Annotated in this window: 21 protein-coding genes; 11 read left to right on the plus strand and 10 right to left on the minus strand. The window is 68.4% G+C overall.

Annotated features, from left to right (window positions below):
* The first annotated feature begins 65 nt into the window (after window positions 1–65).
* The gene (locus tag QRD43_RS11965) at window positions 66–1,202 is read left to right on the plus strand and encodes a PilT/PilU family type 4a pilus ATPase (RefSeq protein WP_285982712.1); all 1,137 of its coding nucleotides are present in this window, start codon (window positions 66–68) and stop codon (window positions 1,200–1,202) included.
* 37 nt (window positions 1,203–1,239) lie between these two features.
* Window positions 1,240–2,148 (plus strand): NAD(P)-dependent oxidoreductase, encoded by a 909-nt coding sequence (locus tag QRD43_RS11970; protein WP_285982713.1) that lies wholly within the window; start codon window positions 1,240–1,242, stop codon window positions 2,146–2,148.
* Window positions 2,149–2,422: 274 nt separating this feature from the next.
* On the opposite strand, the gene QRD43_RS11975 is transcribed toward QRD43_RS11970, so the two are convergent.
* The 3 genes from QRD43_RS11975 to QRD43_RS11985 form a co-directional block, all read right to left on the minus strand.
* A complete protein-coding gene (locus QRD43_RS11975) occupies window positions 2,423–3,073 on the minus strand; it encodes a BON domain-containing protein (RefSeq protein WP_285982714.1) in 651 nt (216 codons plus the stop codon).
* Window positions 3,074–3,181: 108 nt separating this feature from the next.
* Entirely contained in the window at window positions 3,182–3,766 is a 585-nt protein-coding gene (locus QRD43_RS11980) for an SIS domain-containing protein (RefSeq protein ID WP_285982715.1), read from the minus strand.
* Between the two features lie 87 nt (window positions 3,767–3,853).
* Window positions 3,854–4,285, minus strand: a complete 432-nt coding sequence (locus tag QRD43_RS11985; protein WP_285982716.1) for a YraN family protein — start codon at window positions 4,283–4,285, stop codon at window positions 3,854–3,856.
* Here QRD43_RS11985 and rsmI point away from each other — a divergent pair.
* A complete protein-coding gene (rsmI, locus tag QRD43_RS11990; RefSeq protein ID WP_434063869.1) occupies window positions 4,278–5,192 on the plus strand; it encodes a 16S rRNA (cytidine(1402)-2'-O)-methyltransferase in 915 nt (304 codons plus the stop codon). The genes QRD43_RS11985 and rsmI overlap by 8 nt on opposite strands.
* 67 nt (window positions 5,193–5,259) lie before the next feature.
* Here rsmI and QRD43_RS11995 read toward each other — a convergent pair whose 3' ends face one another.
* On the minus strand, window positions 5,260–5,619 hold the full coding sequence (locus QRD43_RS11995; protein ID WP_285982717.1) for a hypothetical protein: 360 nt from the start codon (window positions 5,617–5,619) through the stop codon (window positions 5,260–5,262).
* Window positions 5,620–5,960: 341 nt separating this feature from the next.
* Here QRD43_RS11995 and tldD point away from each other — a divergent pair, with 341 nt between their 5' ends.
* The 3 genes from tldD (at window position 5,961) to QRD43_RS12010 (ending at window position 9,210) form a co-directional block, all read left to right on the plus strand.
* Window positions 5,961–7,424 carry a metalloprotease TldD gene (gene tldD, locus QRD43_RS12000; RefSeq protein WP_285982718.1) on the plus strand — a complete coding sequence of 488 codons (1,464 nt, stop codon included), beginning with the start codon at window positions 5,961–5,963 and terminating at the stop codon, window positions 7,422–7,424.
* A 294-nt stretch (window positions 7,425–7,718) separates the two neighbouring features.
* Window positions 7,719–8,858: a 3-deoxy-7-phosphoheptulonate synthase gene (locus tag QRD43_RS12005; protein ID WP_285982719.1), complete on the plus strand. Its 1,140-nt coding sequence runs from the start codon at window positions 7,719–7,721 to the stop codon at window positions 8,856–8,858.
* A gap of 40 nt (window positions 8,859–8,898) precedes the next feature.
* A complete protein-coding gene (locus QRD43_RS12010) occupies window positions 8,899–9,210 on the plus strand; it encodes a hypothetical protein (protein ID WP_285982720.1) in 312 nt (103 codons plus the stop codon).
* Between the two features lie 15 nt (window positions 9,211–9,225).
* Here the strand turns inward: QRD43_RS12010 and QRD43_RS12015 are convergent, their stop codons facing one another.
* On the minus strand, window positions 9,226–9,831 hold the full coding sequence (locus QRD43_RS12015; RefSeq protein ID WP_285982721.1) for a trimeric intracellular cation channel family protein: 606 nt from the start codon (window positions 9,829–9,831) through the stop codon (window positions 9,226–9,228).
* A gap of 152 nt (window positions 9,832–9,983) precedes the next feature.
* On the opposite strand from QRD43_RS12015, the gene htpG reads away from it, so the two are divergent.
* The gene (htpG, locus tag QRD43_RS12020; protein ID WP_285982722.1) at window positions 9,984–11,864 is read left to right on the plus strand and encodes a molecular chaperone HtpG; all 1,881 of its coding nucleotides are present in this window, start codon (window positions 9,984–9,986) and stop codon (window positions 11,862–11,864) included.
* Window positions 11,865–11,902: 38 nt separating this feature from the next.
* On the opposite strand, the gene QRD43_RS12025 is transcribed toward htpG, so the two are convergent.
* From QRD43_RS12025 to QRD43_RS12035, 3 genes are all read right to left on the minus strand, one after another.
* Entirely contained in the window at window positions 11,903–13,003 is a 1,101-nt protein-coding gene (locus QRD43_RS12025) for a serine/threonine protein kinase (protein ID WP_285982723.1), read from the minus strand.
* A 59-nt stretch (window positions 13,004–13,062) separates the two neighbouring features.
* Window positions 13,063–13,887 (minus strand): DUF2726 domain-containing protein, encoded by an 825-nt coding sequence (locus QRD43_RS12030; protein WP_285982724.1) that lies wholly within the window; start codon window positions 13,885–13,887, stop codon window positions 13,063–13,065.
* A gap of 113 nt (window positions 13,888–14,000) precedes the next feature.
* On the minus strand, window positions 14,001–14,738 hold the full coding sequence (locus tag QRD43_RS12035; protein WP_285982725.1) for a GNAT family N-acetyltransferase: 738 nt from the start codon (window positions 14,736–14,738) through the stop codon (window positions 14,001–14,003).
* Window positions 14,739–15,073: 335 nt separating this feature from the next.
* Between QRD43_RS12035 and rplM the strand changes: the two genes are divergently transcribed.
* From rplM to erpA, 3 genes are all read left to right on the plus strand, one after another.
* Entirely contained in the window at window positions 15,074–15,502 is a 429-nt protein-coding gene (gene rplM / locus QRD43_RS12040; protein WP_183103683.1) for a 50S ribosomal protein L13, read from the plus strand.
* Window positions 15,503–15,511: 9 nt separating this feature from the next.
* Window positions 15,512–15,904 (plus strand): 30S ribosomal protein S9, encoded by a 393-nt coding sequence (gene rpsI / locus QRD43_RS12045; RefSeq protein WP_269631806.1) that lies wholly within the window; start codon window positions 15,512–15,514, stop codon window positions 15,902–15,904.
* A 232-nt stretch (window positions 15,905–16,136) separates the two neighbouring features.
* Window positions 16,137–16,511: an iron-sulfur cluster insertion protein ErpA gene (gene erpA, locus QRD43_RS12050; RefSeq protein ID WP_269631805.1), complete on the plus strand. Its 375-nt coding sequence runs from the start codon at window positions 16,137–16,139 to the stop codon at window positions 16,509–16,511.
* Between the two features lie 117 nt (window positions 16,512–16,628).
* Here the strand turns inward: erpA and QRD43_RS12055 are convergent, their stop codons facing one another.
* Both QRD43_RS12055 and QRD43_RS12060 read right to left on the minus strand, forming a co-directional pair.
* Entirely contained in the window at window positions 16,629–17,789 is a 1,161-nt protein-coding gene (locus QRD43_RS12055) for an anhydro-N-acetylmuramic acid kinase (protein ID WP_285982726.1), read from the minus strand.
* Window positions 17,790–17,811: 22 nt separating this feature from the next.
* Window positions 17,812–19,194, minus strand: coding sequence for a M23 family metallopeptidase (locus tag QRD43_RS12060; protein WP_285982727.1), 1,383 nt, complete (start codon window positions 19,192–19,194; stop codon window positions 17,812–17,814).
* Window positions 19,195–19,431: 237 nt separating this feature from the next.
* Here QRD43_RS12060 and tyrS point away from each other — a divergent pair, with 237 nt between their 5' ends.
* On the plus strand, window positions 19,432–20,679 hold the full coding sequence (gene tyrS / locus QRD43_RS12065) for a tyrosine--tRNA ligase (RefSeq protein ID WP_285982728.1): 1,248 nt from the start codon (window positions 19,432–19,434) through the stop codon (window positions 20,677–20,679).
* Window positions 20,680–20,742: the final 63 nt, after the last annotated feature.

Consider the following 20,742-nt stretch of genomic DNA (forward strand, 5'->3'; position numbering starts at 1 on the left):
ACGCGCTTCCTGTTGCATGATGCGCGCCGTTTTGGCCCCCGGTGGGCATGGAAGGACTTCCAAGCATGGAACGCGATCAGGCCTCGAAATTCATCAATGATCTGCTGCGGCTGATGGTCTCCCGCAAGGGCTCGGATCTGTTCCTCACGGCCGAGTTCCCGCCCGCCATCAAGGTGGACGGCAAGGTGACCAAGGTGTCGCCCCAGCCCCTGACCGGCCAGCACACCCTGCAGCTGGCGCGTTCGATCATGAACGACAAGCAGGCGGCCGACTTCGAGAAGCACAAGGAGTGCAACTTCGCGATTTCGCCGCAGGGCATCGGGCGCTTCCGGGTGAACGCCTACCTGCAGCAGGGCCAGGTGGCCCTCGTGCTGCGGACGATTCCCCAGAACCTGCCGAGCATCGAGTCCCTGGACCTGCCGCCCATCCTCAAGGACGTGGTGCTGACCAAGCGCGGCCTGGTGATCGTGGTGGGCGCCACGGGCTCGGGCAAGAGCACCTCGCTGGCGGCCATGATCGACCACCGCAACGAGACCACCTACGGCCACATCATCACCATCGAGGACCCGGTGGAGTTCGTGCATCCGCACAAGAACTGCATCGTCAGCCAGCGCGAGCTGGGCCTGGACACCGACAGCTGGGAGATGGCGCTGAAGAACACGCTGCGCCAGGCGCCGGACGTCATCCTGATGGGCGAAATCCGGGACCGCGAGACCATGGAGCACGCGGTGGCCTTCGCCGAGACCGGTCACCTGTGCATGGCCACGCTGCACGCCAACAGTGCCAACCAGGCGCTGGACCGCATCATCAACTTCTTCCCCGAGGAGCGTCGTGCCCAGCTGCTGATGGACCTCTCGCTGAACCTGCGCTCCATCGTCTCGCAGCGCCTGCTGCCGCGCCGGGAGGGCAAGGGCCGGATCGCCGCCGTGGAGATCCTCCTGAACACGCCGCTGATCTCCGACATGATCTTCAAGGGCGAGGTGGGCGAGATCAAGGAAGTCATGAAGCGCTCGCGCGAGCAGGGCATGCAGACCTTCGACCAGGCGCTGTTCGACCTCTTCGAGTTCGGCCGCATCAACTACGAGGACGCCCTGCGCAACGCCGACTCCGTCAACGATCTGCGCTTGCAGATCAAGCTCAACAGCGAGCGTGCCCGCAGCGGCGAGCTGAGCCAGGGCACCGAGCACCTCACCATTCTCTGACCCGATTCCCCAGCCCGGACCCGATCCCGTACACGCCATGGCAGACAGCATCAACACGACGCGCACCTACGAACCGACGGCCCCCCGCCGCGTGGCCTTCATCGGCCTGGGCGTGATGGGCCTGCCCATGGCCGGGCACCTGGCCCGGGCCGGGCACGCGGTGACCGTCTACAACCGCAGCGCCGCCAAGGCCGCCGCCTGGGTGGCGGAATTCGCGGGCGCCTCGGCCCCGACGCCCGCCGAGGCGGCGCGCGAGGCCGACGTGGTCTTCACGTGCGTCGGCAACGATGACGATCTGCGCTCGGTGCTGCTGGGTGAGACCGGGGCCTTTGCGGGCATGAAGCCGGGCGCGATCCTGGTCGATCACACCACGGCCTCCGCCGAGGTGGCGCGCGAGATGCAGGCCGCGGCCAAGGCCCGCGGCCTGCATTTCGTGGATGCGCCGGTGTCGGGCGGGCAGGCAGGCGCCGTCAACGGCCAGCTCACCGTCATGTGCGGTGGCGACGCCGCTCCCTTCGAGGCCATGAAGCCGGTCGCCCTGGCCTTCTCCCGTGCCGTGACCCTGGTCGGCGAGCCGGGGGCGGGCCAGCTGGCCAAGATGGTCAACCAGATCTGCATTGCGGGCCTGGTGCAGGGGCTGGCCGAGGCCGTGGCCTTCGGCGATCGTGCGGGCCTGGACATGAAGCAGGTCCTGGACGTCATCGGCAAGGGCGCCGCGCAAAGCTGGCAGATGGACAACCGTGGCAAGACCATGGTCGACGACCAGTTCAACTTCGGCTTCGCCGTGGACTGGATGCGCAAGGATCTCGGCTTGGTGCTGGATGAAGCCCGGCGCAATGGCGCGAAGCTGCCGGTGACCGCCCTGGTCGACCAGTTCTATGCCGACGTGCAGGGCCTGGGTGGCGGCCGCTGGGACACCTCCAGCCTGATCAAGCGCCTGCGCTGAGCAGGCCGGCCTCAGCGGTCTTCAGCGCCAGGGGCCGGGCCAGCATCGTCGTGTACAAGCACGAGGCGAAGCCATCAGCCGAAGCGCGGGTGGCGCGACCGCAAGGGATCGTGCCAGTGCGGGGCTGTTTAAGGCCGAGTGCCGGGCCGAGTGCCGGGCAGAGCGCCGGGCCGCTCCCAAGCCGGCCCACAGGGTCATGAGTGCCGGTCCAACAAGCAGGCATGACCGTCCCCCCGGGGGACCGGCGAAGTACCCCTTCGCCGAGGGGCTCACCTCACCGTGATTCGCTCGGCTTCGGCGGCTTCGGGGCGGTGCGCGCGAGTTCCTCTTCGGAAATGATCTCGAACAGGCGGACGACCTTCTTCACGCCGGACACCCCTCGGGCGATCTCGGTGGCCCGGTGCGCCTCGCGCTCGGTCACGCGGCCCAGCATGAAGACCTCGCCGCGCTCCACGACCACGTAGAAGGCATTGGAGATCAGGTCGCGGGCATCCACGAGGCTGGCCTTGATCTTGCCCGCCACGAGCACGTCGTTGGACCGCGAGCTCAGGGAGCTGATGAAGCCGACCTGGACCTCGTTCACCACGCGGCCCACGTTCTCCACCTCCGCCACGATCCGCTCGGCTTCGGCCTTGTCTTCCTCGGTGCGCGTCTCGCCCGTGAGCAGCACCTGGCGGTTGTAGCTGTTCACGCTGATGTGGACGCGATCGCCCAGCTTGTCGGCCAGGCGCTTGCCGGCCTTCAGCTCGATGCCCTGGTCTTCGACCTGCGTACCGGAGGTGCGGCGGTCCGTGGCCACCATGGCCGTGCCGACCATGCCGCCCACCATCAGGGGCGCGCAGGCGCTGAGCAGTCCGCCACCCAGCGTGGCGAGCAGGGGGATCAGGGCGAGTTGCCGCAGGCGGCGCGTGCGATTCACTTGCATGGGTTCAGGCATCCAGTCGATGAGGGGCGAAAGCTGGCGAAGGCGTCAGCGGCGTTGGCGAAGCGGCATGGGCGACGTGGCAAGTGCGGTGCCTGTGGCGACCCGCATTCACTCCTCGATGCCCAGCAGCTGGGCGTCGATGGCATCGCAGAGGCAATGGCTCAGCAGGCGATAGCCCTCGGCCACCCGTGCAAAGCGGCTGTGAGGCAGGCGCAGCGGAATGTCGGTGTCCAGCAGGGCGCTGCGCAGGGCCTCGTCCTGGCTGCCGCTGAGCAGCACCACGCTCATGTCCTGCGCGTGGGCCGCCTCCAGCAGCGGCACGAGGCTTGCGCCGCTGCCGCTGGGGTTGTCGATCAGCAGGAGCAGGTCGCCTGGATGGCCGAGCGTCTGGATCTGGCGCGCCAGGCCCGCTGCTTCGTCCAGCACGCCGGGGCCCTGGTGCAGCAGCGCGTTGATGGCAATCGCCGCGAGGCCGGGGCGCTCCTGCTCGAAGCGACCCGTGAGCAGCGCCGCGGCATAGGCGGCATCCTGCGCGGCCAGGCCGGCGCCGGCGCAGAGCAGCCGACCGCCGCCGGTGATGCCGTCGACCAGCATCTGCGCGGCCAGGGCCATGGGGCGGGACAGCGGCTCGGCGACCTGGTAGAGCAGGTCCGCGCTTTCGAAGAACTGTTGTTGGATGCGTTGTTCAAGCATTGCCGCGCATGATAAGCCAGGGCATGGAGGGCTGCGGGTTTACCCCGCGTGAAATGGGGCGGCGGCGGGCCTGGCCTCGTGCCGCCGCTAGCCCGCGTTCGTGGCCTGCGCATCGAAGGCGCCGGGCAGCCAGTGCAGCTCGTCGCCGTCGATGGCGATGACGTCGAAGCGGCAGGGCGGCGGCTGGCGAAAGCGCAGCAGGTAGTGCTGCGCGGCCAGCAGGACCCGCCGCTGCTTGCGCTGGCCGATCGAGGCTGCCGCGCCGCCATGGGCGGACGAGCGGCGCGCGCGGACCTCCACGAAGATCACGCAGCCGTCGGTGGCCTGCACGATCAGGTCGATCTCGCCGCCCTGCGCATGCGGCCCCCGGGCCACCCGATAATTGCGCTCCAGCAGCCGCATGCCCTGCGCCTGCAGATGCCGCAGCGCCTGCTGTTCGGCCTCTGCCCCGCGGGCCTGCCGGCTTTCGCCGACCCCGCTGCGGGGCGGCCCTGACTTGAAGGCGCTCCACTTGAACATCGATGCCTCTTTGCTGATGCAGGCTGCCCGCGCGGCGGCCGGTGGTCAGCAGTATCCGGCCGGTACGCTCTATCTCGTGCCCACGCCCATCGGCAATCTGGCGGATGTCAGCCTGCGCTGCCTGCATGTGCTGGCGCTCGTCGATGCCGTCGCCTGCGAAGACACCCGGGTCAGCGGCCAGCTGCTGCATCACCTGGGGCTGCACAAGCCGCTGGTGAGCCTGCACCAGCACAACGAGCAGTCGGCCTCGGCCGCGCTCGTGGCCCGCTTGCAAGCGGGCGAGCGCATTGCGTATGTGTCGGATGCGGGCACGCCCGCGGTGTCGGATCCGGGCGCCCTGCTGGTGGCCGCCGTTCAGCAGGCCGGCCTGCGGGTGCTGCCGCTGCCGGGCCCCTCGGCGGTCGTGACCGCCCTCAGCGCCGCAGGGGATGCCCGCGCGCAGGGCTTTGCATTCGCCGGCTTTCTGCCACCCAAGGGCCAGGAGCGCCGCACAAGACTGCAGGCACTGCTGGGGTCGGCACAGAGCCAGGTGCTGTTCGAGGCGCCGCATCGCATTGCCAACCTGCTGGCGCTGATCGCGGAACTCGCGCCCGCACAGACGCTGAGCGTCTGCCGCGAGCTGACGAAGCAGTTCGAGACCGTCCATACGGACCTGGCCGCGTCCATGCCGGCCTGGCTGGCGGCGGACCCGCAGCGGGAGCGGGGCGAGTTCGTGCTGGTGCTGCATGCCGAGCCGCCACAGGCCGCCAGCGAAGAGCTGCCGGCCGAGGTCAGCCGCATGCTGGCCCGCCTGCTGCAGGAACTGCCGCTGAAGCAGGCCGTGCAGATTGCCACGGACCTCAGCGGTCTTCCGCGCAATGGCCTCTACGACGCGGCCCTGCAGATGAAGAAGGCCGCCGAGGCCTGAGGCATCAGCGGCCATGAGGGCCGTCATCGGGTGAGCGGGGCGTCACGGATGCGCCGGCGCAGGGCGCTCAGTTGCCGGGGGAGCTGGCGCTCTTGTCGTTGTGCTTGGCGTGGTGGATGTCCTTGCTGGCGGCGTCCTGCATGTGGTGCAGGCGGCGGCGCTCGTGCTTGGTCACCGTGCCATCGGACTTGGCGTTGGTTTCAGCCTGGTTGATGCGGTTCTGCTCGCGTTCCAGGCGGCGGGTCTCGCGGGCCGTCAGCGTGCCGGAGGCTGCACCCTGGGCGATGCGTGCCTGCTGCTTGGCTTCGCGCTGGTCGGCGCGCGGGGTGGCCGGCGTGGAGGCGTCCTGGGCCTGGGCACTCAGGGCGGCGGCGCTGCCCACGGCAAGCACGGCGATCAGGCGGGTCATCGAGGTCGAGAAGCTCATGAAGGCACTCCTTGGAGTTGGTATCGGGTGTATGGTTTCGGGGCGGAGCCGACACCGCGTCGGCTGTGAGGGGACAACGTCGCAGCAGGCGCCTGCGGCGACAGGCGGCGTGTAAAGAACGGTGAAACGCGACCGGTGAAAGGCGACCGGTGAAACGCGAACGGAGAGCGCTGTCGGTGAAGCGCGTCGGGACCACCACGGCATGGGGCGCGCTGGAACTCTCCAGGACTGCAAGGGACTGCCGAGGCGCAGGATGCCGGCATCCGGCGAAAGAAGCATCGGCAGAATGGGTGAAAGACCGCATGAGTGCAGCGGGGGTCGGCGCTCCTACAATGGCCCGCATGATTTCGCGCGAACCCACCATCGCCCGTCTGGCGACCGCCCGCAGCCAGCTGCTGGAACCCTTCGGCCTCACCGAGGCGACACTCGCCAAGGCCTTGCGGCTGATCACCGAGCATCGCGTCGACGACGCCGACCTCTACTTCCAGACCACGCGCGCCGAGGGCTGGAGTCTCGAGGAAGGCATCGTCAAGAGCGGCAGCTTCTCCATCGACCAGGGCGTGGGGGTGCGCGCGGTGGCCGGCGAGAAGACGGCCTTCGCCTACTCCGACGACATCTCCGAGAACGCCCTGCTCGATGCCGCCCGCACGGTGCGCAGCATCGCCGCGGCCGGCCAGAGCCGCCGCGTGAAGGTGCCGGGCGAGCCCGTGATTGCCGCCAGCCGTTCGCTGTACGGCGACGCCGACCCCATCGCCAGCCTGGACAGTACCGAGAAGGTGGCCCTGCTCGAGCGCGCCGAGCGCATGGCCCGCGCCAAGGACCCGCGCATCGTGCAGGTCATGGCCGGCCTCGCCGCCGAGCATGACGTGGTGCTGATCGCCCGTGCCGACGGCACCCTGGCGGCGGACGTCCGCCCGCTGGTGCGCCTGTCCATCACCGTGATCGCCGAGCAGGGGGATCGCCGCGAGGTGGGCACGGGCGGCGGTGGCGGCCGCTTCGGGCTGGCCTACTTCACGGACGAGATGATCGCCTCCTACGCCGACGACGCCGTCAAGGCCGCCCTGACCAACCTCGAATCCCGCCCGGCCCCTGCCGGCGAGATGACGGTGGTCCTCGGCCCGGGCTGGCCCGGCGTGCTGCTGCACGAGGCCGTGGGCCATGGCCTGGAGGGGGACTTCAACCGCAAGGGTTCCAGCGCCTTCGCAGGCCGCATGGGCCAACGGGTGGCGGCCAAGGGGGTCACCGTGCTGGACGACGGCACGCTGGCCGACCGCCGCGGCTCGCTCAATGTGGACGACGAGGGCCATCCCTCGCAGGCCAATGTGCTGATCGAGGATGGCATCCTCAAGGGCTACATCCAGGACGCCATGAACGCGCGGCTGATGAAGGTCGCGCCCACCGGCAACGGCCGTCGCGAGAGCTACGCCCACCTGCCCATGCCCCGCATGACCAACACCTACATGCTGGGCGGCGACAAGGACCCGGCCGAGATCATCGCCAGCATCGACAAGGGTCTCTACGCCACCAACTTCGGCGGCGGGCAGGTCGACATCACGAGCGGCAAGTTCGTTTTCTCGGCAAGCGAGGCTTTCTGGGTCGAGAAGGGCCAGATCCAGTACCCGGTGAAGGGCGCCACCATCATCGGCAACGGTCCGGATGCGCTGACCCGCGTCAGCATGATCGGCAACGACATGGCCCTCGACACGGGCGTGGGCGTCTGCGGCAAGGAAGGCCAGAGCGTGCCGGTGGGGGTGGGGCAACCGACCCTGCGGATCGACGGCCTGACCGTCGGCGGCACGGCCTGATGACGGGGACGCTGCCGGGCTTGACCGGCCGCAAGATGCGGCGCTGAGACAACAAACGACTCCCCCGCCCGGGCTTGACGCCCTTGCGCCGCAGCAGGCAGTATTCGCCACCATGCACTCGCCGAAGTTTTACTTTGCCTTCTTTTGGTTCTCGCACCGCACCGGCGGAGGAGAGGCGAACGCGTAACCCCAGACACGCAACGAATCTCTGAAGACCGCCGGGCTCCCCCGGCGGTCTTTTTTTTCGCCCTTGCGTCGTCGACCCCCACCTCAGAACCAGCAGAAAGTCTGACCATGAATGCCAAGACCCCCAGCGCGTCCTCGTCTGCCGCTCACCAGGCCGAGCGCTGGTACTCGCCGCAGGACAAGACCAGCCAGACGGACGACGAGCGCATCCGCGACATCACCCCGCTGCCGCCGCCCGAGCACCTGATCCGCTTCTTCCCCATCGGCGGCACGCCCATGGAGCGCCTGGTGGTGGGCACGCGCCAGACCATCCGCCGCATCATGCAGCGCAAGGACGACCGTCTGCTGGTCATCATCGGTCCGTGCTCGATCCATGATCCGGCCGCCGCCCTCGAGTACGCGCGCCGCCTGGTGGTGGAGCGCCAGAAGTACGCCGACACGCTGGAGGTCGTGATGCGCGTCTACTTCGAGAAGCCGCGCACCACGGTGGGCTGGAAGGGCCTGATCAACGACCCCTACCTCGACGAGAGCTACCGCATCGACGAGGGTCTGCGCATCGCCCGACAGCTGCTGCTGGAGATCAACCGCCTCGGCCTGCCGGCCGCCGTGGAGTTCCTCGACGTCATCTCGCCGCAGTACATCGGCGACCTCATCTCCTGGGGCGCCATCGGCGCGCGCACGACGGAAAGCCAGGTGCACCGGGAGCTGGCCTCCGGCCTGTCGGCGCCCATCGGCTTCAAGAACGGCACCGACGGCAACATCAAGATCGCGACGGACGCCATCCAGGCGGCGGCGCGCCCCCATCACTTCCTGTCCGTCCACAAGAACGGGCAGGTGGCCATCGTCGAGACCAAGGGCAACAAGGATTGCCACGTGATCCTGCGCGGCGGCAAGGCGCCCAACTACGACGCCGAGAGCGTCGGTGCTGCCTGCAAGGACCTCGCGGCCTCCAAGCTGGACACCACGCTCATGGTCGACTGCTCGCATGCCAACAGCTCCAAGCAGCACCTGCGCCAGATCGAGGTGGCAAGGGACATCGCGGCCCAGGTGGCGGGCGGCAGCAACCAGATCTTCGGCGTGATGGTGGAGAGCCACCTGCACGACGGGGCCCAGAAGTTCACCCCGGGCAAGGACGACCCCGCCAAGCTCGAGTACGGCAAGAGCATCACCGACGCCTGCCTGGGCTGGGACGACTCGCTCGCGGTGCTCGAGGTGTTGTCCGAAGCCGTCAGGGCGTCCCGGGGCTGAGGGCCCTGGGCTAGGATGGGGTTCACAGGAGGCTCAAGCCATGCGCAGTGAAGTCCAGGTCGTGTTCGGCCCCGGCGAGGAAGTCCATCTGGCGGTCGATGCGGCCGAAGTGCTCAGCTTCGATGTCGCGCGGCAGTGGCTGGACGAGCAGTTCGTCAAGCACGGCTGCGAGCCCATGCGTGGCTCGGGCAAGGTGCTGATCGCCGACAAGATCCTGGGCGTGGCCGCGGCCGTGGGGCCCGCGGCCCTGCGGGATCCGGCCTTCGGGCTGGACTTCGCGCGGGCCGCCTCCGGGGCGCTCAGCAAGGCGCTCGTCAAGGTGGACGTGGGCCGGCTGAGCGTGTCCTTCTGAGCGGTTCCCTCTGAATCAGCTGCCCAGCTGCGGCACCGGCAGCTGCCAGCCGTAGTGCAGGGAGGCCAAGCGCAGGCTCGCCACGCTGGCCATGCCGAGAACGAAGGCCAGGTCCCGCTTCATGCCTGCGCGGTGCAGCAGCTGGTACAGCGCAATGCCGGCCAGCGCGGCCGTGGCATAGATGTCCTGGCGCAGCAGCAGTGGCACCTGGCCGCTCAGGAGGTCCCGCACCACGCCGCCGCCCGTGGCCGTGAGGGTGCCCATCAGCAGCACCGGCACCGGCGGCAGATGGCAGTCCTCGGCGATCTCGGCGCCGCACAGCGCGAACACGGCCAGCCCGACGGCGTCGGCGATCTTCAGGGCCTGCAGCGCGCCGGGCGGCAGCGGGCCCGTGAAGAGCGTGGCCAGGGCCGCGACGACGATGACGGTGAGGTAGCGGCTGTCCTTCATCCAGAACACCGGATGCCGGTTCAGCAGAAGGTCGCGCAGCGTGCCGCCGCCCACGGCCGTGATGGCGGCCAGCACCAGCAGGCCGAAGAGATCGAGCCCCGCGCGCAGCGCGGCCAGGGCGCCCGAGATGGCAAAGACGGCGACGCCGGCCAGATCAAACCAGTAGAGCATCGTGGCAGTGTAATGAGCCGGCCGCCGCTGGGGGCCGTGCCCTCTTGAATCCTGTCGGATCGTCCTCAACTGGGCTGACGCATGGCGGCAGACGGTGAGGATGCCGCCACGATCACCTGTCACACTCCATCCCGTTTTCAAGCATTCACGCCATGGACAAGCACACCCATTCCTTCCAGGCCGAAGTCAAGCAGATCCTGCACCTCGTCACCCACTCCCTGTACTCCAACAAGGAGATCTTCCTGCGCGAGCTGGTGTCCAACGCCTCCGATGCCTGCGACAAGCTGCGCTTCGAGGCCCTGGACAACGCGGCCCTCTACGAAGAGGCCCCGAACCTGGAGGTGCGCGTCAGCTTCGACCCCGAGGCCCGCACCGTCACCATCAGCGACAACGGCATCGGCATGAGCGCCGAGGAAGCTGTCGCCCACCTGGGCACCATCGCCAAGAGCGGCACACGCGAGTTCATGTCGCGCCTCGAGGGGGACCAGAAGAAGGACGCCAACCTCATCGGGCAGTTCGGCGTGGGCTTCTACTCGGGCTTCATCGTGGCCGACCGCATCACCGTGGAAAGCCGCCGTGCCGGCTTGAAGGCGGAGGAGGGCGTGCGCTGGAGTTCCGAGGGCACCGGCGAGTTCGAGGTCGAGACGATCACCAAGGCCGGCCGTGGCACCGACGTCATCCTGCACCTGCGTGAGGGCGAGGAGGAGTTCCTCAAGACCTGGCGCCTGAAGTCCATCATCGGCAAGTACTCCGACCACATCTCCCTGCCCATCCTCATGCGCAAGGAGGAGTGGGACGCCGAGAAGGGCGAGCAGCAGCTCACGGAGCAATGGGAGAGCGTGAACAAGGCCTCGGCCCTCTGGACCCGCAGCAAGAGCGACGTCACGCCGGAGCAGTACGAGGACTTCTACAAGCAGATCTCCTACGACACCGAGGCCCCGCTCGCCTACACCCACAACCGTGTGGAAGGCCGCAGCGAGTACACCCAGCTGCTCTACATCCCGAAGAAGGCGCCCTTCGACCTCTGGAACCGCGACAAGCGCGGCGGCGTGAAGCTCTACGTCAAGCGCGTCTTCATCATGGACGATGCCGAGGCGCTGATGCCCGTCTACCTGCGCTTCGTGAAGGGCGTGATCGACTCCGCCGACCTGCCGCTGAACGTCAGTCGCGAGCTGCTGCAGGAGAGCCGCGACGTGAAGGCCATCCGTGAGGGTTCGACCAAGCGCGTGCTGTCGATGCTCGAATCCCTGGCCAACAGCGAGGACGCGGCCGAGCGCGAGAAGTACGCCGCCTTCTGGCAGGACTTCGGTCAGGTGCTCAAGGAAGGCCTGGGCGAGGACCACCAGAACCAGGAGCGCCTGGCCAAGCTGCTGCGCTTCGCGTCCACCCATGCCGACGAGGGCGTGAGCCTGGCGGACTACGTCTCCCGCATGAAGGAAGGGCAGGACGAGATCTACTACATCACGGCCGACAGCCTGTCCGCCGCCAAGAACAGCCCGCAGCTGGAAGTCTTCCGCAAGAAGGGCATCGAGGTGCTGCTGCTGGTCGACCGCGTCGACGAGTGGATGCTCTCGCACCTCTATGAATTCGAGGGCAAGTCCCTGCAGTCGGTGGCCAAGGGGGCCATCGACCTCGGCAAGCTCCAGGACGAAGAGGAAAAGAAGAAGGCCGAGGAAGCCGCCGAAGCCTTCAAGCCGCTGCTGGAGAAGCTCAAGACCGCGCTGGAAGGTCGGGCCAAGGATGTGCGCGTGAGCACTCGCCTGGTCGACTCCCCCGCCTGCATCGTGGTGGAAGAGGGCGACATGTCCGGCCACCTGGCCCGTCTGCTCAAGCAGGCCGGGCAGGCCGCGCCGACCTCGCTGCCCACCCTGGAAATCAACGCCGAGCATGCGCTGGTCAGGAAGCTGGAGGGCAGCGAGCGCTTCGACGACCTTGCGCAGATCCTCTTCGACCAGGCGGTCCTGGCCGAGGGCGGGCACCTCGAGGATCCGGCGGCCTATGTGAAGCGCGTGAATGCGCTGCTGATGGGCTGAAGAGGCAAGACCTGGCCCTCGGGGCAGGTCTTGCGGGATCAGGCGAAGCTGTCGCCGTCCAGATGGAAGTCCTCGTCGTCGTCCTTGTAGGAGGGCGGCGGGGGCGTCTCGGAGGCGGACTGCATCGCCTCCCGCTGTTCCCCCAGCTTCGCCACCTGGTCGTTCCAGTAGTTCGGCGTGCCGAACCAGGGGAAGGCCAGCGGGAAGGCGGGGTCACCCCAGCGGCGGGCGAGCCAGGCGCTGTGGTGAATCATGCGCAGCGTGCGCAGCGGTTCGATCAGCCGGCGCTCGCGCCAGTCGAAGGCACGGATGGATTCATAGCCGTCCATCAGCGCGTCCCATTGCCAGCGCGCGGTGGCGTCGTCACCGCTGAGCAGCATCCACAGGTCCTGCACGGCCGGGCCGGTGACGGCGTCGTCCAGGTCGACGAAGTGCGGGCCGTGGTCGGGCGTCCAGAGGATGTTGCCCGGGTGGCAGTCGCCGTGCAGGCGCAGCTGCGGTGCGTCGGCCAGGGCCTCGAAGGCCTGCGTGATGAGCGCCAGGCAGTCCCGCACCACGCGATCCCAGCGCGGGGCGATCTCGGGCGGCAGCACCTCGTGGTCCATCAGCCAGGCGCGGGCGGTCTCGCCCGGTTCGGCGCCCCACCAGCGCACGCGATGCTCGAAGGGCTGGCGTGCGCCGACCTGATGCAGGCGCGCCAGCAGGCGCCCGATCCAGCGCAGGACCTCGGGATCCTCCAGCTCCGGGGCGCGGCCACCCTGGCGGCTGGCCACGGCAAAGCGTTGCGTGCCGATGCGCCCCAGCGTCGATGGCGAACCCAGCAGTTCCAGGGCGCCGAGCGGGCTTTCGAAGCAGTCGCTGCGGTCCAGGGTCCAGGGGCGGGCGACGGGCACTTCGGCATCGGCCAGTTCGGCCGCAAAGGCGTGCTCCTCCAGGATCTGCGCCTCGCTCCAGCGGCCGGGGCGGTAGAACTTGGCCACGGCCACACGGCCATCCTCCAGGTGCACCTGCAGCACGCGGTTCTCGTAGGAGTTGAGCTGCAGCATGCGGCCGTCGCCGCGCAGGCCGGCGGCCTCCAGGGCATCCAGCATGAATTCGGGTGTCAGTTCGCCAAAGGCGCGGTCGGTGTCGGGGAGCATGCTGGGCAGGTGGCGCGTCGAAAGGGGCCCGGCAGTCCGGGCGGTACGGCGAGGGGCGCTCAGCGGCCGCCGGGGAAGCGGGGGCTGTCGACGACGACGCCGACGATGTCCCGTGAGGCGTCCGGGCCGGCGATCGGCTGGTCCAGGCTGATGTCCAGGCTGCCTTCGTCCAGGGTCTCGTCGCCCATCGGCGCGGAGCGTCCACCGGTGCCGCTGTCAAAACGCGGATCCGGCGCGAAGAAGGAATCCTGGAACACCGAGGAGTCCTGCCACAGGCTGGCGCCGACGGTGTTGAGCGGCCGTCCGGCGCTGGCTCCTGCGGCGGGGCTCAACGGCGTCGGTGCGGCGGCGGGCGCCCGGGGCGGCTTGGTGCCCGCCTGCGGGCCGCGGACATGGTTGTTGTTGTAGGGCACCAGCAGCTGCAGCTCGGCCGCCGTGGGCAGATGGTCCAGGGGGCAGCGCAGGTAGCGCACCCGGCAGGCATTGAGCACGGACTGCTTGATCTGCAGGCCCCGGCCCTGCTGCTGTCGCTCGGTGTCGAGGTCGATGGCGGCCAGCACGCGGCCGTTGCTGCTGCAGATGGCAAAGCCCACGTTCAGGGCACCCAGCAGCTCGAACCAGTAGCGGGTCTCGCTGGCTTCGCTCGGCTGGCAGAAGCGCACCAGCGGCAGCTTGCACAGGATGACGTGATGCGGCAGGGCCTCGCGCAGCAGGCGGTAGACGCGGCGTTCGTCGGTGCTGAAGACCGGGCGCGGCGAGAGCGGCCAGTCGGTGGGGAGCTTGTGACGGGTGCCCCGCGGGCGTTTCCAGAGCCAGGCGGCGCCCAGGGCGGCAAGCCCGAGGCTTGAGGCCAGGGCAATGATCCACGGAATGAGGGTCGGCATGGGCCTTGGTGACGACAGGAGGGACCGTTCGACGCGACCGGGGCGAACCCGGCCGGTCGGGCTGTCGTCAAAGTGTAACCAGGGCGGAACCGCCGGACGCGCGGCGTCGCCGACTATTGCTTGGCGGCCTTGCCAGCGTCGCGGTATTGCGACTTCACCTCGGCCACGCCGTCGATGAAGTCCCCGAAGGCCCGGACGTGCCGCTTGAACTGGAAGTCCAGCTCGGCCATGTGGCGTTCGATGGCCTCGCCGACGTGGGAGGAGACCGAGTCCGGCGGCAGCCGCAGCCAGGCCTCGGATTCGCTGCCGTCCCGTTCCACCGTGGCGCCGGCATTGCGGGCGATCCGGAGCATGGGGGCGTTCTCGCTCAGGGCGTGGATGAACAGGGTCTCGATGCCGCGGTTGCGGGCATGCAGGGCGGCGTGCTCGAACAGGCGGGCGCCGAAGCCGCGACCCCGGGCGCTCGCCAGCACCGAGACGCCGAACTCGGCCATGGCCGGCTTGCCCTGGCGCTGCGGTGCCGGCTCGTAGGCCAGGTGCGCCATGGCCACGAGCTGCAGGCGGCGGTTGAAGATGCCCAGGACTTCATCGCGGGCGAAGTCCAGGTTCATGGCGTACTTGGTGATCTGTTCGTCACTGGCCGGGTAGCCGAATCGCAGGTAGCGGTCCCGCTCACTGAGGCTCAGCAGGTGCGTGAGGATGCGGCGGCGGTGACGGCGGGCGAGCGAACGGATGGGCACCCAGCTGGCGAAGCGCTGCAGGCCCAGCTTCTGGGGCAGCCAGCCCAGGGCGCTCGGTTCGGGTTCGGTGTGACCGGGATCGGCCAGGGACGAGGGTTCGTGGGCAGTCATGGGCGGCCTCCACACAGCCGGGAGGGCTGGGGCATGTGCGCATATTAGCGGGGTGGTCGCCAGCGGACCTTGATCTGGTCGGCATTGCGGTTTGCGCGTCGCTTGCCGCCGGGGCCGGGTTTGGGTACACTCGCGGGCTTTTCCCGTATTTGGCTGCGGGGAAGGATGCGCCTTGGCGCCACGACGTGAGAGGTCGCGAGCAGGCTGGAGCCCTTCGAAAGAGGGGGGCTGGCAGGCAAAGAAGCGGCACCGAACGGGGGCCCAGACGCAGGAATTTCAGCCAGCGACTGCTGCAGCAGGTGTTTTTTGCCTTCTGCAGCCAACGAAAGCAACTCATGAAGACCTTCAGCGCCAAGCCGGCCGAGGTGACGCACGAGTGGTTTGTGATTGACGCCACCGACAAGGTGCTCGGACGTGTTGCCAGCGAAGTGGCACTCCGTTTGCGCGGCAAGCACAAGGCCATTTACACGCCTCACGTGGACACCGGTGACTTCATCGTCGTGATCAACGCAGACAAGCTGCGCGTGACCGGCAACAAGGCCACCGACAAGGTGTACTACCGCCACAGCGGCTTCCCCGGCGGCATCTACGCCACCAAGTTCAAGGACATGCAAGCCAAGCATCCGGGCCGCGCCCTGGAGAAGGCTGTCAAGGGCATGCTGCCCAAGGGTCCCCTGGGCTACGCCATGGTGAAGAAGCTGAAGGTTTACGCGGGTGGTACCCACCCGCACACCGCCCAGCAGCCCAAGGCTCTGGAAATCTAAGGAGCGGCAATGATCGGAAACTGGAATTACGGTACCGGCCGCCGCAAGTCGTCGGTCGCTCGCGTCTTCATCAAGAAGGGCACGGGCCAGATCATCGTCAACGGCAAGCCGCTGGATCAATACTTCGGCCGTCAGACGTCCATCATGGTCACCCGCCAGCCCCTGGTGCTGACCAACAATGGCGAAGCCTTTGACATCAAGGTGAACGTTCACGGTGGCGGCGAGTCCGGCCAGGCCGGTGCTGTCCGTCTGGGCATCACCCGTGCACTGATCGACTACGACGCAGCCCTGAAGCCCGAACTGAGCCGCGCCGGCTTCGTCACGCGTGATGCGCGTGAAGTCGAGCGTAAGAAGGTCGGTCTGCACGGCGCTCGTCGTCGGAAGCAGTTCAGCAAGCGCTGATCTTCCTGGCCGGTTCATGCCGGCCCCGCTTGGCAACGCCCTTCGGGGTCTTGCCGGCATCCCGAAAGGCCGCTTCTGCGGCCTTTTGTCATTTCTGCGGTGGCGTGCGTGGCAGCCTCGGGCGGATCAAAGCCCTTCTTGGCGCCGGGTCATGCCCTCCATGGATGAAAACCTGAGTCGAGCGCTGGGAGATAATCCAGCCATCTGACCTCCCTCCAGCAGGACACAAGCGATGAGCGCAGTTCTCGAATCCACCACCGCCGGCCCCAGCGACATCCCGGCGCCCATCATCTTCACCGACAGCGCGGCCGAAAAGGTGCGTGATCTCGTCGCCGAAGAAGGCAATCCGGAGCTGAAGCTGCGCGTCTTCGTGCAGGGCGGCGGCTGCTCGGGCTTCCAGTACGGCTTCACCTTCGACGAGGTGGCCAACGAGGATGACACCCAGATGATGAAGAACGGCGTCACGCTGCTGATCGACGCCATGAGCCTGCAGTACCTGATGGGTGCCGAGATCGACTACAAGGAAGACCTCCAGGGCGCACAGTTCGTGATCAAGAACCCCAACGCCTCCACGACCTGCGGCTGCGGTTCCAGCTTCTCGGTCTGAGCATTGCACCGAAGCCCGGCGAGGGCTTCCCCCGATGACGCCGCACGGCCCTGGCCGCTGCGGCGTTTCGCATTTCGGCCGGCGTGGCGAGTGGTGTGATGAGGCCGGCCGGCGGGCTCAGGCGGGATGCCAGGCGCCCAGAATGCGCGGCCCTGACGCCCCGGTGACGGCGGGGAGGTTGCCGGCCAGGCGCTCGACGTGGCGCATCGCGAGCCAGGCAAAGGCGGCGGCCTCCACCTGCATGGCGGGCAGGCCGAGGGCATCGCTGGCCTGGATTGACCAGGCCGGCAGGGCCTGGCCCAAGGCCCGCATCAGGCGGCCATTCAGGGCGCCTCCGCCGCACACCGCCAGCCGACCGCCTGGGCCGCCATGGCGGAGGAGGGCTTCGGCGATGGAGAGGGCAGTCAATTCCAGCAGCGTGGCCTGCACGTCCACGGGGCGCGCCGGCGAGCCCAGGGTGTTCAGGTGCGCCTGCAGCCACACGGGATTGAAGAGGTCCCGCCCTGTGCTGCGTGGCGGCGGCAGGCGGAAGAAGGGGTCGCCCAGCATCGAGGCGAGCAGCGCAGGCAAGACCTGCCCCTGGCCGGCCCAGGCGCCGTCAGCGTCGTAGGGCAGGCCGTGATGGCGGTGGATCCAGTGGTCCAGCAGACAGTTGCCCGGGCCGCAGTCGAAGCCGCGCGGTGTGGCCCCGGGCTCGACGCTCAGCAGGCTCACATTGCTGATGCCGCCGACGTTGAGCACCGCCTCGCAGCGCCCTGCGAACACCGCCTGATGGAAGGCGGGCACCAGCGGCGCCCCCTGGCCTCCGGCAGCCACGTCGCGGCTGCGCAGGTCGGACACGACGCCGATGCCGCTCAGCTCGGCCAGCAGGGCGGCGTTGAGCAGCTGCCAGGTGTAGCCGCTGCCGTCGAACTCGCCGGGCCGGTGGCGGACGGTCTGGCCGTGGGCGCCGATCGCGCGGATCGACAGCTGGGGGTGCCGCTGCTGCAGCGTTCTGGCCAGCTCGGCATAGGCCCGGGCGACGCCGTTGGCCGCCAGTGCCGCACGGTGGAGCTCGTTGTCTCCCGGAGTGTTCAGGGCGAGGAGCTCATTGCGCAAGGCGGGCTCGAAGGGCGCAAAGGCGTGATCGATCACCTGCATCCCGCCCTGGGGATGGAGGGCTGCCAGGACGGCATCCACGCCGTCGAGCGAGGTGCCGGACATCAGCCCGAGGTAGTGCTCGGTGCCTGAGCTCGCGTCCCGGGAGCGGGTGGGTGAGGTCACCGGCGGTGCGCTCATGGCGCCGTCTTGGCGAGGGGGATCAGTCGGCGTCGCTGACGCCCTGGCCGAGCGAGCGGGCGACGTCGATCTGCGTGCGGGCGGCAAGCGCTGCCTGCTGGAACTGGCCCTTGGCGTAGCCGGGCAGCGTCAGCGATTCTGAGGCGCGGGCAATGACGCGCGGATCCTGGTGTGCACCCTTCACGCGGAACTCGAAATGCAGGTGCGGGCCGGTGGCCCAGCCGGTCGCGCCGACGGCGCCGATCTTCTGGCCCTGCTCCACGCGCTGGCCCTTCTTGACGTCGATGCGGCTCAGATGGGCATAGACCGTCACGCGGTCATTGCTGTGGCGCACATGGACGACGTTGCCGAAGCCGTTCTGCCAGCCGGCGGACTCCACGACGCCATCGCCGACCGTTTGCACGGCGGTGCCGGTGGGGGCGCCGTAGTCCACGCCCAGGTGGGCGCGCCAGGTCTGCAGGATCGGATGCATGCGCATCGAGAAGCCCGAGGTCACGCGGGAGAAGGGCAGCGGGCTGGCCAGGAAGGCGCGGCGCTTGCTCTGCCCGTCCATCGTGTAGAAGTTGCCCTTGCCGGTGACGCTGTCGCGGAACCAGACGGCGCTGTAGCTGCGACCGTTGTTGACGAACTCGCCCGCGAGCACCTTGCCGGCGCCGCCGTCCCAGGTGATGGGCTCGCCGTCGGCCGTCAGGCCTTCATAGACGACTGAGAAGCGGTCGCCCTTGCGCAGCTCGCGGTGGAAGTCGATGTCGCCCGAGAACATCTCGGCGATCTGGGAGGCGATGGCGTCCGGGATGCGGGCGTCGTCCGTGGCGGCCCACAGCGAGCTGCGGATCGTGCCGCTGGCCAGGCGCACCTGCGATTGAAGCGGCGCGGTTTCCAGGATGGCGGCGATCCGGCTGCCGCTGCGCTCGATGCGCAGGCGGCTGAAGTGCGTGGATTGCAGTTCCGGACGGTCGGCCGGGAAGCGGGCGATCAGGGACTCCACGCGGCCCGAGGGCAGGGCGTTGACCTGGATAAGCTTGCCGGCGCGACCCTGGAGGACGCGGCGCGCATGGGGATCGGTGCGCAGGAAGGCGGCGAACTCGGGGTCGAAGGCGCCCATGCGCTTGAGCAGGCTGTCGGCCGTGTCGCTGCTGCGGGTGAGGTCATTGCGCGAAAGGGCCACCTCGTGCTCGGCCAGGTCAGCCAGCTGGGCCGAGAGGTCGTGCGAGCGCACGGCCTCGGCGATGGTGGTCTGGGGCAGGTCCTGGGCGTCGGGTGCGAGCGGCGCGACGCCGAAGGCCGTCACGGCAAAACAGCTCAGCAGGCCCACGAGGCTGCCGGTCAAGGCGCGCGGATGGCGAGCCGCGAAGGCCTCGGCATGTCCCAGCACCTGTTTCAGTTCCTTGGTCCAGTCAGTCACGCTTGCGGGTCCCGGTCTTCTTTGCACTTGCTTCGGACCGCGCCGTCGCGGGTGGCCTGGATGCGACGCGGCCCACAAGGGACCGTCCACTAGAATCCAGCACTTTTGCGGCCGTCCAAAGATGGCCGCTCAGGCCAAAACTGGCGCCGAGTATACCCAGGGACCCCCTAGATCAAGGGCTGGGAAACCCGTCATACGGCCAATTTCCGCTGCGCATCGCCCTCACGAGAGCTCTTCATGTCCGAATCGCGAACCGACACCCCCGCCAAGCCGGCCTACCCCGTCACCGACCGTGTGCAGGAGGCCCTGCGTGTCAGCCTGCGGGGCTGCGAAGAGCTGCTGCCGCAGTCGGACTGGGTGCAGAAGCTGGCGCGCGCGGAGGCCACCGGCACGCCGCTGCGCATCAAGCTGGGCCTGGACCCGACGGCGCCGGACATCCACATCGGCCACACCGTGGTGCTGAACAAGATGCGCCAGCTCCAGGACCTCGGGCATCAGGTGATCTTCCTGATCGGCGACTTCACGTCCATGATCGGCGACCCGTCCGGCCGCAACAGCACGCGCCCGCCGCTGACCAAGGAGCAGATCAAGGCCAACGCCGAGACCTACTACAAGCAGGCCAGCCTGGTGCTGGATCCGGCACGCACCGAGATCCGCTACAACAGCGAGTGGAGCGAGCCCCTGGGCGCCAGCGGCATGATCCAGCTGGCCGCCAAGTACACCGTGGCCCGCATGATGGAGCGCGACGACTTCGCCAAGCGCTTCGCCAGCCAGACGCCGATCTCGGTGCACGAGTTCCTCTACCCGCTGATGCAGGGCTATGACTCCGTCGCGCTGAAGTCGGACCTGGAGCTGGGCGGCACCGACCAGAAGTTCAATCTGCTCATGGGCCGGCACCTGCAGGCGGAGTACGGCCAGGAGCCGCAGTGCATCCTGACCATGCCCCTGCTGGAGGGCCTGGACGGCGTGGACAAGATGTCCAAGTCCAAGAACAACTACGTGGGCATCACCGAACCGGCGAATTCGATGTTCGCCAAGATCCTGTCGATCAGCGACGAGCTGATGTGGAAGTGGTTCAACCTGCTGTCCTTCATGAGCCTGGACGAGATCGCGGCGCTGAAGCAGGAGGTCGAGGGCGGCCGCAATCCGAAGGACGCCAAGGTCCTGCTGGCCAAGGAGATCACGGCCCGCTTCCACAGCGCCGCGGCGGCCGACGCTGCCGAGGCCGACTTCAACAACCGTGCCAAGGGGGGCATCCCCGACGACATCCCCGAGGTGAGCCTCAGCGGGGCGCCCCTCGGGATTGCGGCCGTGCTGAAGTCCGCGGGCCTGGTGGCCTCCAACAGCGAAGGCATGCGCATGATCGAGCAGAACGGCGTGCGCATCGACGGCACCGTCATCAGCGACAAGGGCCTGAAGCTCGAGGCCGGCACGGTGGTCGTGCAGGTCGGCAAGCGCAAGTTCGCCAAGGTCACGATCGCCTGAGATCGTCCGCAGGAAAGAAAAACGGGAGGCCATCGAGCCTCCCGTTTTGTTTTGCGGTCCCCT

This window comes from Roseateles subflavus (genome assembly GCF_030285365.1).
GTDB lineage: Bacteria > Pseudomonadota > Gammaproteobacteria > Burkholderiales > Burkholderiaceae_C > Roseateles_B > Roseateles_B subflavus.

Excerpts from the sequence above, each read along its gene's own strand:
- QRD43_RS12030 (WP_285982724.1), bottom strand. The coding sequence starts at position 13,887 with ATGCCGACCCTCATTCCGTGGATCATTGCCCTGGCCTCAAGCCTCGGG.
- htpG (WP_285982722.1), top strand. The coding sequence starts at position 9,984 with ATGGACAAGCACACCCATTCCTTCCAGGCCGAAGTCAAGCAGATCCTG.
- tldD (WP_285982718.1), top strand. The coding sequence starts at position 5,961 with ATGATTTCGCGCGAACCCACCATCGCCCGTCTGGCGACCGCCCGCAGC.
- QRD43_RS11995 (WP_285982717.1), bottom strand. The coding sequence starts at position 5,619 with ATGAGCTTCTCGACCTCGATGACCCGCCTGATCGCCGTGCTTGCCGTG.
- rplM (WP_183103683.1), top strand. The coding sequence starts at position 15,074 with ATGAAGACCTTCAGCGCCAAGCCGGCCGAGGTGACGCACGAGTGGTTT.
- QRD43_RS12010 (WP_285982720.1), top strand. The coding sequence starts at position 8,899 with ATGCGCAGTGAAGTCCAGGTCGTGTTCGGCCCCGGCGAGGAAGTCCAT.
- QRD43_RS11985 (WP_285982716.1), bottom strand. The coding sequence starts at position 4,285 with ATGTTCAAGTGGAGCGCCTTCAAGTCAGGGCCGCCCCGCAGCGGGGTC.
- QRD43_RS11965 (WP_285982712.1), top strand. The coding sequence starts at position 66 with ATGGAACGCGATCAGGCCTCGAAATTCATCAATGATCTGCTGCGGCTG.
- QRD43_RS12015 (WP_285982721.1), bottom strand. The coding sequence starts at position 9,831 with ATGCTCTACTGGTTTGATCTGGCCGGCGTCGCCGTCTTTGCCATCTCG.
- QRD43_RS11980 (WP_285982715.1), bottom strand. The coding sequence starts at position 3,766 with ATGCTTGAACAACGCATCCAACAACAGTTCTTCGAAAGCGCGGACCTG.
- QRD43_RS11970 (WP_285982713.1), top strand. The coding sequence starts at position 1,240 with ATGGCAGACAGCATCAACACGACGCGCACCTACGAACCGACGGCCCCC.
- QRD43_RS11975 (WP_285982714.1), bottom strand. The coding sequence starts at position 3,073 with ATGCAAGTGAATCGCACGCGCCGCCTGCGGCAACTCGCCCTGATCCCC.
- QRD43_RS12035 (WP_285982725.1), bottom strand. The coding sequence starts at position 14,738 with ATGACTGCCCACGAACCCTCGTCCCTGGCCGATCCCGGTCACACCGAA.
- rpsI (WP_269631806.1), top strand. The coding sequence starts at position 15,512 with ATGATCGGAAACTGGAATTACGGTACCGGCCGCCGCAAGTCGTCGGTC.
- QRD43_RS12005 (WP_285982719.1), top strand. The coding sequence starts at position 7,719 with ATGAATGCCAAGACCCCCAGCGCGTCCTCGTCTGCCGCTCACCAGGCC.
- QRD43_RS12055 (WP_285982726.1), bottom strand. The coding sequence starts at position 17,789 with ATGAGCGCACCGCCGGTGACCTCACCCACCCGCTCCCGGGACGCGAGC.
- QRD43_RS12025 (WP_285982723.1), bottom strand. The coding sequence starts at position 13,003 with ATGCTCCCCGACACCGACCGCGCCTTTGGCGAACTGACACCCGAATTC.
- erpA (WP_269631805.1), top strand. The coding sequence starts at position 16,137 with ATGAGCGCAGTTCTCGAATCCACCACCGCCGGCCCCAGCGACATCCCG.
- tyrS (WP_285982728.1), top strand. The coding sequence starts at position 19,432 with ATGTCCGAATCGCGAACCGACACCCCCGCCAAGCCGGCCTACCCCGTC.